Here is a 13,453-nt window from a genome sequence, read left to right on the forward strand (position 1 = left end):
TTCATTTAATTTATTGTTTAATAGAATAAATGTCGGGTTTTTTTCCATCCGGATTATACCATAGGCAATCTTTTTTGATGTCGAGCGGCATTTCTATATTATCGGTAAAAAGTAAACCTGTACCTAATCCTTGTGGAAGTCGGTTGTCGTACGTTGCGCACCATTGAGCGATAGCATTCAATCCTATATTTGATTCGAGAGCAGAAGTAATCCACCAGCCGATTTTAAATTTACCGGCTGTTTCTATCCATTCTTTGCATCCGGAAAAACCTCCGTGTAATGATGGCTTTAGAATTATATACTGAGGTGAGATTGTTGTTAATAATTCTTCTTTTTCTTTTGAAGTGTTGCATCCTATCAGTTCCTCATCCAAAGCAATGGGCAAAGGAGACAATGTTGTTAGCTGAGCCATTTCTTCCCATTGTTTTGCACGGATAGGCTGCTCTATGGAATGAAGGTCTAACTCTGCTAATCGTTTTAGCTTCTCTAATGCATCTTTCGGCGAAAAAGCTCCATTGGCATCTACACGCAATTCAATTTCTTTGGAGGAAAAATGTTTACGTATATATTTCAATAAATCTATTTCTTCTTCAAAATTGATAGCTCCGATTTTTAATTTGATACACCGAAAGCCGGCTTCCATTTTTTTCTGGATTTGTTCAAGCATTTTGCCATGGCTTCCCATCCAGATTAGCCCATTTATAGGAATTCCGGTTTCACCCCGGGAGAAGGGAGTATTCCATAAAGCATAACTATCGGTTTCGTAATGACGGACAGCCATTTCTATTCCGAATAGGATTGACGGATAGGGGCGAAGAACTTCCTTATCTATGATTTGTTTCGATTGGAAAGATTCACATACAGTTTTCAGAATATTTTCATAGTCTGGCAAATCGTCACAACTTAAATTGGGCAGCGGAGCACATTCACCAATACCAAATCGTCCCGGTTCTTCCTTTGATGTGAGTATTAAATACCAACTTTTGCGTGTGGTATAAACACCTCTGGATGTCCCGGCCGGTTGTTTGAAGTGTAAAAGACGGGGGAAGATTTGTATATTCATAAAACCTTTGTATTAAGGGAATTTGGGATAATTTTCAAATTGCGGACGGCGTTTTTCCAGGAATGCTTTACCACCTTCCTGGGCTTCTTCTGTCATATAATACAACATTGTCGCATCTCCTGCAAGTTCCTGTATTCCTGCCTGGCCATCTAATTCCGCATTAAGCCCGGCTTTAATCATACGAAGGGCTAACGGACTGAGCAACATCATTTCTTCTGCCCATTGTACATATTCATCTTCCAGTTTATCAAGAGGAACTACTTTATTCACAAGCCCCATATCTAAAGCTTCCTGTGCATTGTATTTTCTACAAAGGAACCATATTTCGCGTGCTTTTTTCTGTCCCACGATACGGGCAAGATAAGATGATCCGAATCCGGCATCAAAACTACCGACACGTGGTCCTGTTTGTCCGAATATTGCATTTTCGGAGGCTATGCTTAAATCGCATACGACATGTAATACATGGCCTCCGCCAATGGCGAAACCATTAACAGCTGCAATAACAGGTTTTGGCAGTGAACGGATTTGTTTTTGTACATCCAATACGTTTAAACGGGCTACGCCGTCTTTACCGATATAGCCTCCATGACCTTTGACGTGCATGTCGCCTCCGGCACAAAAAGCAACGTCTCCGGCTCCTGTCAGTACAACCACATTAATATCCTGCCGCTCTCTGCAAATGTATAGAGCATCGCTCATCTCTGTTGTTGTTGTTGGGGTGAAAGCATTGCGGTAGCGTTCGCGGTTGATTGTGATACGGGCAATGCCTTTATAGAAGTCAAAAAGAATCTCTTCGTATTCTTTAATGGTCGTCCAATCTCTTTTTGCTGACATATCTTTTTTTATTTAAGTTGGTGATAATAATCTTTTAATATTTTCACATCGTTTGCTTTATCTGTGAATACTTCCATCAATAATGGTTGTTCTGTAAATTCTACTTGTACAAAGGTTTTCATAGCTTCTGCCAATTCTTCATCATTATGGACTTCCATATATTGAAATCCTCGCTCTGTTGCCCAACCTTGTGCCGTAGCGGAATGAGTTGCAGTAACAAACCTGTGTGTTTGTTCAGTCATCTTGAAACCTGGTAAAGACTGAAATATTTCTCCTCCGCCATTATTAAGTAGCATGATACGTACATTATTACGGATATAATTGTTCCATAAAGCGTTCATATCATAGAAAAAACTCAGGTCACCGATTACAATAAAGTTTAGTTTCTCCGAAACGGAAGCATAACCGATAGCAGTAGACATCGAACCTTCTATTCCGTTGGTACCTCTGTTGCAGCATACTTCAACAGATTCGGGAATAGAAAAAAGTTGGGCATAGCGAATCGTAGAGCTGTTAGCCAAATGCAAGGCCGATTCTGCAGGTATAGTTCTGATAAGCGAGCCTATGGCTGACAATTCCGAGTAGGGAACTTGTGGTTCTGGGATACTTTTTGAAAGAGCTTCCCACATCTTCGGATATTCACAAATTTTGCTGCTCTCGAGCATGTAAGCTATTTTCTCCAAAAATTCGAACGGATCCATTTCTATTACAGTAGTTATGGAACCATACAAATCAGCCACTTCGCCATCCAACGACACATGCCAGTGTTCTTTGGGTGGATGTTTACGAAGAAGTTGTTTCAATCGTTTTGATACGATGTGCCCTCCATAAGTAATAACCAAATCTGGTATAAGTTTTTCTTGTTTATCACTGGGAGACGAATAAATTACAGCATCGAAATTTTTAATGGGAATTCCGGGAACAGTACGATTGCCCGTATGTTCGGTTAGCCAGGTAAAATGTTTGTATAATAGTTTGCAGATTTTCTTTTCAAACAAATAAATCAGATTCATTTGTCCGACAATCATCATGCGTTTATTGTACTTATTTAAACGTTCGATCAGATTATTGTATTCTTTATCATAGACATTTAGTCCCTGATAACGCGTGATAACGCGTACTTCTGGTAATTCTTCGGTAGTGAACTGGAATAAAGGTTCTGAAACCGGGATATTAATGTGTACCGGTCCTTTACCATGATGGTTGAGTTCCAACAGAGCTTCGTTGACCAGACGATTGCAGTACCATTCGTCTTCATCCGTGTGTATTTCAGGCAGGTTTACCGATTTTTTCACCAGGGAATTGAATACGCCGGGTTGTGGCAAAGTTTGCCCGTCCATTTGTCCGATCCAGGCGGAAGGCCGGTCTGCAGATATAACAACAAGTGGCACTTGCTGGTAAAAGGCCTCTGCTACAGCCGGGTGTATATTTAACAATGCCGTTCCTGATGTACAGCATACAGCAGCAGGTTTTCCACTTTGTAATGCTAATCCGGTAGCAAAAAAGCCGGCACTTCTTTCGTCTGTCACAGAGTAACATTGAAAGAAAGGGTGGTTTGCTAATGTATGTACAATCGGAGCATTACGGCTTCCGGGACATAAAACAATATTACGGATGTCATATTCTTTTAACAAAGCTACTAATTGAAGAATGTTTTTTTTGTCTGAGTACATGTGTATCGTTTTTTATTTAAGCAATCGTTGCATTGTTTGCATCTTGTCCTGCGTTTCCTGCCATTCATCTTCCAAGGCGGAAGATGCTAATAAACCACCGCCGGCATATAAAGTTAATGCCTTTTCTTCAATATGCATGCAACGCAAATTGACATATAAGTCTGTTCTGCCTTGTGGCTCCAGCCATCCTATAAATCCGGAATAATAACTGCGGTCATATCCTTCATTTTTTAAGATGAATTGATAAGCCTCTTTTTTGGGTAATCCGCATACTGCCGGTGTAGGATGAAGCAAAGCTAATACATTTCCTAACTTATTGCTATCCGGTAAAGAGAAATTGAAATCACTTTTCAGGTGGGATACTTCTCCGGCACGTATGGCATAAGGACCATTTTCATGAGGCCTGATATTTAGGGATGCCAGTTGATGACGGATATAGAATGCTACCAACTGTTGTTCGCGCCAATTTTTGTCATCCCATTTTTGGGGAATTTCTTCATTTTGTATTGGTTGGGTTCCGGCAAGAGCTACAGTCTGCCATTGCCCGTTATGGCCGGCAAGCAGTATTTCCGGGGTACTTCCGATCCAGGTTCCGGTTGCAGGCGTATGGCACAGGTATATGTACGAACGGATGTAACGTTTTACCGCTGCATAATACATTGCGCCGGGTGAAAATTCATCCTTTTTGTCAATTGTTCGGTTTCGGGATAAAACGAGTTTATCCAAATCACCTTTATGCAGAGTTTGACTGAAAATAGAGAAGCATTGTGCATATCTTTCTTTTTCATTCTGTTCGGATGAATTTTGGATTTCTTCCGGGAGAAATTCTTTTTTCTTCCGGATGTATGCTTTTTCTTCTGTAAACTCCGGCAGACTGAAACAGTCTGGTTGGATTAGCACAATGGGGTGTTCTTTACAAACCCGGAACGGAGCGATTACAAAACCACTCCGTTTATTCAAGTCTTCTATGTTATAAATTAAACAAGGAGAACCGGATGATTGCATCCGAAAATGGACTGCATCTTCTCCGGGAATGCGCCATATGGCAAAACTTTTTCCTTGTTCTATTAACGAATCTATTATTTTTTGATTATCTTCTGTTATCATTTCTTTTTCAGTATGCTGTTTACTACCCGGATGGAAGAAACCAGCTTATCGGTGGAAGTAAATACATCGACATTCCAGACATGTGATGAACGCCCTTTGTGAATAATGGTTCCTACGGCGCGCACAGTATCTCCTTCATGGGCCGACGACATGTGATTGCCGCTTACTTGCATACCGACAACAATTTCATCCGGTTGTGCCAGGATCATAGAACCCAGGCCGGCAACCGTCTCTGCTAGTGCTAAAGTAGCTCCTCCGTGTAAAATTCCAAAAGGCTGCCGTGTCCGTTCGTCAACAGGCATTGTTGCTTCAACCCGGTTTTCCGAAGCGTAAGTATATTGAATCCCCAGATTTCCCATTAGTGCATGACGTGCACGCATATTCAACTGTTCTAACGGAATTTCTGTTGGTCGGATAGCTGATAAAACAGCTTTTTCGACAGCAAAAGCAACACCGTCTTCATTGTTTGTTAAAGTTGTAATATCTACACATGCTTTTACCGAATCTTCGGCATTTCCCATCGCTATGCCTAGTCCGGCTCCCTGTAGCATGGAAACATCACACACACCGTCACCGATAGCAATTACTTCTTCCGGTAAAACGGATAGTTTACTTAATAATACACCTAATGTGTTTCCTTTATCAATAAACTGCGGAACCACTTCCAGAAAATAAGGCTCAGACCGAAATACGTCCAATACACCACCTAACCGTTTCTTCCAATGATTTTCCAGACCGATTAACGCTTCTTCGTCATCACTTACCAGCATACATTTGCAAGGGGCGAAATCCACAGCTTCAACAAAATCGTTTACGCCTCTTATTTCCATATTACTGAGTATTGCTTCTTGCTTAATATGTTCGTTATCCGGTTTGTCTGTAATGATATAATCTTTGTGATAGGTGAAAATTGCAAAGTCGTTTTTCTTAGCTTTCTTGTCTATGTAAGGAAGCATTTCCGGATTTATCCGCTTTTCAAAAAGTAATTCTCCGGTTTGGACATTGATAATCTGCCCGCCGTTGTACGACAGTATAAAACCTCCGTAATGATTTAATTCTAATTTCTTGGCTATCGGCATTACGCCATTGGTAGGCCTGCCTGATGCCAATACGATATGTATTCCCATCTGTTGTACTTTCAGAAGGGCGGCTTGTGTACGGGGTGTTATCTCTTTATTGTCATTGAGTAACGTTCCATCTATATCGAGGACTAATAATTTATACTTCATGGCGCCTTGATTTTAACTGATTAAAGTACAAATATAACGATATTCTTAATTTTTATGGCCGGATTCCTGTTGTAAATTCTTAATGTACCGATATAATTCTTTGTAAAAAGCATGCTGGGTTAATATCGATCCATACAGTGAGCTTATAAGAAATCATCCCGATGTTTTTACTAAAACATCGGGATGATTTTACAAAATGATCGGGAAGATTTATTTGAGTTCTAATTCTACAACATAATCTATGTCGGTTGGAACTTCTGCCAGTTTCAAGAGCACTCCCTGTTTATCTTGTGTGAATCTGACAGGAGTTTTGTCTTTGAATAAAATGGCCTTTTGAACTTTTTTATCTGTAATAGGCAAGAATAATCCTTTATCTTGCAGCTCAAGAATGTGGACGTATAATTTATTGTCCTTTTGAGTTGTTACTCCCCAGTCACGAGGAGCAACCAATCCACCGCGGGTACCATAAATTGTTTCACTGTAAATCTTCATCCAATCACCCATTTCTTTCAGACGTCCCACTGATACGGCAGGTAATGCACCATCCGGTTGCGGGCCTATATTCATTAATAAATTGGCATTCATTCCGGCTGCCCTTACCAGATAATGTATTAATGTTTTGGGAGATTTATAATCCTGGTCTGTGATCTTGTATCCCCACATGCCATTCATCGTATTACAAGTTTCCAGAGGAAGGTGGCTGATGTCCTGGCCGGAAAGACCTGCTGTGTTTTCTCCTGGAAGGTCGCGTTCAAATATTTGGATATCCTCACCTGCAAAAGGAGTAATGTGGTGGTTGTTACCAATCAGACAAGCCGGCTGTAGCTTATGAATGTTTTCATACATTCCGGGGAATTGCCAGTCGAAATCCGGATCCTGGTCATGATCCCACCAGCCGTCAAACCATATTGCGCCGATTTTTCCGTAATTGGTCAGTAATTCTGTAAGTTGGTTATTCATGAATTGGTAGTATGTTTTCCATTCTCCGTGCGTGGTTCTTCCTGTTCCATGGCCGGTACGTCCCAACGGATAATAATCATCCCGGTACCAATCCAGTAACGAATAATAAAAATGAAGGTTTATACCTTGTTTATGACATTCTTTTGCCAGTTCCTTGATAATATCACGCTTAAACGGAGTTGCCTTTACAATATTATAATCTGTATATTTACTATTGAAAAGTGAAAAACCATCGTGATGGCGGGTTGTGATACAAATATACTTTGCCCCCGAAGCTTTTATTGCCGATACCCATTCTGCAGCATTAAAATTAGATGGATAGAAACCACCGGCCAGTTTGGCATATTCTTTATAGTTCAGGTTCTTATTCGTCATGATCCATTCGCCATCGGCAAGCATGCTGTAGAGGCCGAAATGAAGGAATATTCCAAATTTGTTATCCTGAAACTCTTTCCGTGCGTCCAAATTTTCTTTGGTTGGAGTGTAACCTGGCTGGGCGATAGCCGGGAATGCCAGGCTGGCTGCCATTAGCAGACTCATAATTGATTTTTTCATTATTATGTGAATTTGTTGTTATGTGAACAAAGGTATAACTTTTATCTGTATTAATCAATACGAATTTTATACCTTTGCAATACTAAAAAGGATAGTTTGTGGAAGAATATTTGAATCAATTAAATGAAAATCAAAGAGAAGCGGTAATGTTTTGTGAAGGGGCATCTCTTGTTGTTGCCGGTGCAGGTTCCGGTAAAACAAGGGTACTTACTTATAAAATTGCCTGGCTGTTACAGCAAGGGTTACCGCCTCAGAGTATTTTAGCTCTGACTTTTACCAATAAAGCCGCACGGGAAATGAAAGAACGTATTGCGGCTATCACCGGCGAACAAGTGGCCAGACGCTTGTGGATGGGTACTTTCCATTCTATATTTTCACGTATTCTTCGTTATGAAGCAGAATATATCGGCTATCCGTCTAATTTTACAATATATGATGCATCCGATTCAAAGAGTCTTCTGAAGGCAATTATAAAAGAGATGCAATTGGATGATAAGGTGTATCGTCCCGGAATGGTTCAGAGCCGTATTTCCAATGCAAAAAACGCATTGATAACGTGGAAAGCTTACGAACAGAATAAAGAGTTGGTAGAAAGTGATATAAATGCAAAGATCCCTTTGCTGCGTGAGATATATAAGCGTTATCAGAGCCGTTGCCAACAATCCGGAGCTATGGATTTCGACGATTTATTATTACAGACGAATATTTTATTTCGGGATCATCCGGCCATATTGGAAAAATACCGCAGGCATTTTCAATATGTACTGGTTGATGAATACCAAGATACGAATTTTGCACAACATTTAATTGTACAACGTCTTTGCGAAGAACACGGACGTATTTGTGTAGTGGGAGATGATGCACAGAGTATTTATTCATTTCGCGGGGCGAATATTGATAATATATTACAATTCAAGAATATATATCAAGGATGCCGTATCTTTAAACTGGAACGTAATTATCGTTCGACACAGAACATTGTCAATGCAGCCAATAGTTTGATAGATAAAAATAAAGAGCAGATACGAAAAACTGTTTATTCGGAAAATGAAGAGGGGAACAAGGTTGCAGTAATCGCTTCCTATTCCGATTATGAAGAAGCATACGCTGTTGCTGCCAGAATAAGCGAAATGAGGATGAACGGCCCAAAGTATGATTATGCAGATTTTGCTATATTATATAGGACGAATGCGCAATCACGTATTTTGGAAGAGGCTCTTCGTAAACGGAATATACCATATAAAATATATGGAGGTTTGTCATTCTATCAACGGAAAGAGATTAAGGATGTTATTTCTTATTTTCGTTTGATTATAAATCCGCATGATGAAGAGGCATTAAAGAGAGTGATTAATTATCCGACTCGTGGAATTGGCGATACAACAGTCAATAAACTTGTGGCTGCCGCCAGCCAGCATAATGTAAGTATGTGGACTGTATTACAGGCGCCTTTGGAATATACTGTTTCTATAAATAGCGGAACTTCCAATAAATTAACCGCTTTCCGTGAATTAATTGAAGGATTTATTGAACAGGATAAAACCCTCTCAGCAGAAGATATGGCTGCACTTGTGGTAAAACAAAGCGGCATAATCAATAATTTATTGCAAGACCGTTCGGTGGAAGGAGTTAGTAAAACAGAGAACGTTCAGGAACTACTGAAAGGTGTTGCCGAGTATTGTGAAATAAGAAAGGAAGAAGGTGCCGAGCAAGTAACTTTAGCCGGTTTTCTTGCAGAAGTAGCTTTGCTGACCGATCAGGATAATGATAAGGAGGAACAGGCTAATAAAGTTACAATGATGACAGTGCATGCAGCCAAAGGTTTGGAATTCAGGAATGTTTTTGTTGTCGGGTTGGAAGAAGATTTATTTCCATCTCAATTGTCAAAAGATAATCCGCGCGCAGTGGAAGAGGAGAGGCGTTTGTTCTATGTGGCTATAACCCGCGCAGAACAAAATTGTATTTTGACTTATGCTAAAAGTAGATATCGTAACGGACAAAGTTCAATATGTTCACCAAGCCGTTTTTTGAAAGATATTGATGGCCGGTATCTGGATATACCGTCATCGTCTGTAAACTCGTTTGATATTTTCGCATCTATGAGAGATAAATATCAGCAACGTCCGGCATTTACCTCTCCATTCCAACAACCCCAACCTTCTCATTTGACTAAAATCGAATCTGCAACTATAAGTACATCGTCTGTAGCAAATATAGACTTGCCCGGTTTGGTTGTAGGTGCCAAAGTTCGCCATGACCGTTTTGGCGAAGGAGAGGTTATGGCGATAGAAGGTACTGGAGGTAATGCTAAGGCATCGGTTGACTTTGTTCATTTCGGTCAGAAACAATTATTACTTAAATTTGCTAAACTGACTGTATTATAAATATTTGGGACATTTCGGATTTTGATGCCGACCAAATTGCTGCCGGTTGCCTGCCATGTTCTATTTTAATGCTACCCTGATAAAAAAAGACTGGCAACAGATTTGTTATTTTGATTGTTTTAATGGTTGCAACAATGGAATTGTTATAAGATTTTCATACATTTGCCAGCTAATTATGGATAAAAGAGAACTAAATGATTGATATAAACAAAATCCCGTCACCTTGTTATGTGATGGAAGAACGTTTACTTCGGAATAACCTGTCCCTGATTAAAAGTGTAAAAGAGCGTGCCGATGTGAATATAATCCTTGCATTTAAGGCGTTTGCCATGTGGAAATCATTTCCTATTATTAGAGAATATATCCCTTATTCCACGGCAAGTTCTAAATATGAAGCGCAATTGGCTTACGAAGAGATGGGAAGCAAGGCGCATACGTATTCTCCTGCTTATACAGAAGCGGATTTTCCTGTTATTCTGAAATATAGCAGTCATATTACATTTAATTCCCTTTCGCAGTTTGAGCGTTTTTATCCAATGATACAAGCCGATGGTAATAAAGTCTCATGTGGATTACGTATTAATCCGGAATATTCGGATGTGGAAACGGAACTCTATAATCCTTGTGCTCCCGGTTCACGCATGGGAGTTATAAGTGAATTGTTAGGCAACAAATTGCCAGAAGGAATAGAAGGATTGCATTTTCATACATTATGCGAATCTTCATCTTATGACCTGGAGAAGACATTGATGGAGGTGGAGAAGCGCTTCGGCCGTTTTCTGCCTTATATAAAATGGCTCAATATGGGGGGAGGGCATTTAATGACGCGAAAAGGGTATGATACGGAGCATTTAATTGGTCTGTTGAAATCATTTAAAGCAAAATATCCGAATCTGGAGGTTATAATGGAGCCGGGAAGTGCGTTTGCCTGGCAAACAGGATTTTTGCTGACAACTGTTGTGGATGTTGTAGAAAATCATGGCATCAAAACGGCTATTATTGATGCATCATTTACTTGTCACATGCCTGATTGTTTGGAAATGCCTTATAAACCGGTTATTCGTCAGGCGGTGGATCCGGGAGAAGGCAAATTTAGCTATCGCATAGGTGGTAACAGTTGCTTGAGTGGCGATTATATGGGCGACTGGTCATTTGACAAACCTTTGGTTGTAGGCGACAAACTTATATTTGAAGATATGATTCATTATACAATTGTTAAGACAACTATGTTTAACGGTATTCCGCATCCTTCTCTAGCTTTATGGAGCAAAGAGGATAAATTGGAAGTTTATCGTACTTTCGGTTATGAAGATTATAAAAACCGGATGAGTTAATAAAAAAAGTAGTACTTTAGCGGTGTTATTCAATCTGATATAAATTAAGTATTTAAATATGGGTATATTTAGCTTTTTCAGTAAAGAAAAGAAGGAAACTTTAGACAAAGGATTATCTAAAACGAAAGAAAGCGTATTTTCCAAAATTACCAGGGCTGTGGCAGGTAAGAATAAGGTGGATGACGAAGTATTGGATAATTTGGAAGAAGTATTGATAACATCGGACGTAGGTGTAGATACAACATTGAAAATTATTTCCCGCATTGAAAAAAGAGTAGCTCAGGATAAATACGTTAATACACACGAGTTGACTGCTATATTGCGAGATGAGATAGCTAGTTTACTTACAGAAAATAATACAGAAGATGCCGATGGTTTTACTATACCCGAAGAGCATAAACCATATGTTATTATGGTTGTTGGGGTGAATGGTGTGGGAAAAACCACAACTATAGGAAAATTGGCTTATCAGTTTAAAAAAGCCGGTAAAAATGTATATTTGGGTGCAGCCGATACCTTTCGTGCAGCCGCCGTTGAGCAGTTGGTTATTTGGAGCGAACGTGTAGGTGTACCTATTGTGAAGCAAAAAATGGGATCCGATCCTGCTTCTGTGGCATTTGATACATTAAGTTCTGCCAAATCAAATAACGCGGATGTTGTTATAATAGACACGGCCGGACGTTTGCACAATAAGATAAATCTGATGAACGAGCTTACCAAAATTAAAAATGTAATGAAAAAAGTTATTCCAGACGCTCCTCATGAAGTTTTATTGGTTTTGGATGGTTCTACAGGACAAAATGCCTTTGAACAGGCAAAACAATTTACAGCGGCAACAGAAGTAAATGCGCTTGCCGTAACTAAGCTGGATGGAACAGCCAAAGGTGGTGTAGTGATTGGTATTTCCGATCATTTCCGTATTCCGGTAAAATATATTGGCTTAGGAGAAGGTATCGAAGATTTACAGGTGTTCCGGAAGAAGGAATTTGTAAATTCATTATTTGGAGAATGAGAAAAAATAAGGTAGACGTTATAACATTAGGTTGCTCGAAGAACCTGGTGGATTCAGAGCAGATTATGCGTCAGTTTGTAGCCAATGGCTACACAGTAGAGCATGACCCTCATAAAATTAATGGTGAAATAGTCGTTGTAAATACATGTGGATTTATTGGCGATGCTCAGGAAGAATCTATTAATATGATTCTTGAATTGGGAGAAGCGAAGAAAAAAGGAAAGATAGGTAAGCTGTTTGTTATGGGATGTCTGTCTGAACGTTTTATGAAAGATCTGCAGAAAGAACTGCCCGAAGTAGACCATTTTTACGGAAAATTTAACTGGAAACAACTTATATCTGATTTAGGTAAATCTTATAATAAGGATTTATCTGCCGACCGTGTGCTTACGACCCCCAGCCATTACGCATATCTTAAAATTGCAGAGGGTTGCGATCGCACATGTTCTTATTGCGCCATACCTATCAGTACCGGACATTACCAATCTTTACCTATGGAAACTATTGAGGAAGAAGTTCGTTTGCTCGTCCGGCAAGGGGTAAAAGAATTCCAGGTAATTGCTCAGGACTTAACATATTATGGACTTGATTTATATAAGCGATATGCTTTACCGGAATTGGTAGAACGTATATCCGATATACCGGGAGTGGAATGGATACGTTTACATTACGGTTATCCGGCTCATTTTCCTTACGACTTATTGCGCGTAATGCGTGAGCGTGGGAATGTGTGCAAATATATGGATATTGCTCTTCAACATATTAGTGATAATATGTTAAAGCGGATGCGTCGTAATATTACTAAACAGGAGACGTACGACCTTATACAACGAATGAGAGAAGAAGTTCCCGGCATTCATTTAAGAACAACATTGATGGTTGGCCATCCGGGTGAAACGGAAAAAGATTTTGAAGAATTAGTTGAATTTATCCGGAAAATACGGTTTGAACGTATGGGGGCTTTCCCATATAGCCATGAAGAAGGTACATATGCATATAAACGTTACCAAGACGAGATTCTGCAGGAAGTGAAAGAAGAACGGCTGGACTATATAATGCGTATTCAGGAACGTATTTCTTCTGAAATAAATACCTCAAAAATTGGTAAAACGTTTAAAGCTATTATAGACAGGGAAGAAGACGGTTTCTACATTGGACGTACAGAGTTTGATTCCCCGGAGGTTGACCCGGAGCTTTTGATTAACAAAGCCAATCGGCTAACCTTAGGTGAATTTTATGATGTAGAAGTCGAAGATGCACAGGCTTTCGACCTGTATGGCAAAGTGTTAGGTTGATATA

Annotated in this window: 10 protein-coding genes; 4 read left to right on the plus strand and 6 right to left on the minus strand. The window is 39.7% G+C overall.

Translation table 11 applies throughout. From position 1 onward, the window contains the following. Nucleotides 1-10: 10 nt before the first annotated feature. The 6 genes from ACYIB7_RS07725 to ACYIB7_RS07750 all read right to left on the minus strand — a co-directional run bounded on the left by ACYIB7_RS07725 (nucleotide 11) and on the right by ACYIB7_RS07750 (nucleotide 7,424). Entirely contained in the window at nucleotides 11-1,063 is a 1,053-nt protein-coding gene (locus ACYIB7_RS07725; protein WP_480338431.1) for an o-succinylbenzoate synthase, read from the minus strand. Nucleotides 1,064-1,075: 12 nt separating this feature from the next. Next, nucleotides 1,076-1,900: a 1,4-dihydroxy-2-naphthoyl-CoA synthase gene (gene menB, locus ACYIB7_RS07730; RefSeq protein ID WP_103982406.1), complete on the minus strand. Its 825-nt coding sequence runs from the start codon at nucleotides 1,898-1,900 to the stop codon at nucleotides 1,076-1,078. Nucleotides 1,901-1,908: 8 nt separating this feature from the next. Further along, the gene (gene menD, locus ACYIB7_RS07735; protein WP_480338432.1) at nucleotides 1,909-3,573 is read right to left on the minus strand and encodes a 2-succinyl-5-enolpyruvyl-6-hydroxy-3-cyclohexene-1-carboxylic-acid synthase; all 1,665 of its coding nucleotides are present in this window, start codon (nucleotides 3,571-3,573) and stop codon (nucleotides 1,909-1,911) included. 12 nt (nucleotides 3,574-3,585) lie between these two features. Beyond that, complete coding sequence (locus tag ACYIB7_RS07740; protein ID WP_103982408.1) at nucleotides 3,586-4,680, minus strand: isochorismate synthase; 1,095 nt, start codon at nucleotides 4,678-4,680, stop codon at nucleotides 3,586-3,588. Then, nucleotides 4,677-5,909, minus strand: coding sequence for a Cof-type HAD-IIB family hydrolase (locus ACYIB7_RS07745; RefSeq protein ID WP_103982409.1), 1,233 nt, complete (start codon nucleotides 5,907-5,909; stop codon nucleotides 4,677-4,679). Before ACYIB7_RS07745 ends, ACYIB7_RS07740 begins: the two co-directional genes overlap by 4 nt. A gap of 210 nt (nucleotides 5,910-6,119) precedes the next feature. After that, on the minus strand, nucleotides 6,120-7,424 hold the full coding sequence (locus tag ACYIB7_RS07750; RefSeq protein WP_480338433.1) for an alpha-L-fucosidase: 1,305 nt from the start codon (nucleotides 7,422-7,424) through the stop codon (nucleotides 6,120-6,122). 98 nt (nucleotides 7,425-7,522) lie between these two features. On the opposite strand from ACYIB7_RS07750, the gene ACYIB7_RS07755 reads away from it, so the two are divergent. The 4 genes from ACYIB7_RS07755 (at nucleotide 7,523) to rimO (ending at nucleotide 13,449) form a co-directional block, all read left to right on the plus strand. Beyond that, nucleotides 7,523-9,808, plus strand: a complete 2,286-nt coding sequence (locus ACYIB7_RS07755) for an ATP-dependent helicase (protein WP_480338434.1) — start codon at nucleotides 7,523-7,525, stop codon at nucleotides 9,806-9,808. A gap of 194 nt (nucleotides 9,809-10,002) precedes the next feature. Next, nucleotides 10,003-11,142 (plus strand): carboxynorspermidine decarboxylase, encoded by a 1,140-nt coding sequence (gene nspC / locus ACYIB7_RS07760; RefSeq protein WP_103982412.1) that lies wholly within the window; start codon nucleotides 10,003-10,005, stop codon nucleotides 11,140-11,142. A 58-nt stretch (nucleotides 11,143-11,200) separates the two neighbouring features. Beyond that, on the plus strand, nucleotides 11,201-12,154 hold the full coding sequence (gene ftsY, locus ACYIB7_RS07765; protein ID WP_103982413.1) for a signal recognition particle-docking protein FtsY: 954 nt from the start codon (nucleotides 11,201-11,203) through the stop codon (nucleotides 12,152-12,154). Beyond that, a complete protein-coding gene (rimO, locus tag ACYIB7_RS07770) occupies nucleotides 12,151-13,449 on the plus strand; it encodes a 30S ribosomal protein S12 methylthiotransferase RimO (RefSeq protein ID WP_480338435.1) in 1,299 nt (432 codons plus the stop codon). Before ftsY ends, rimO begins: the two co-directional genes overlap by 4 nt. Nucleotides 13,450-13,453: the final 4 nt, after the last annotated feature.

It is taken from the genome of Parabacteroides sp. KHUB-03, from assembly GCF_056640975.1.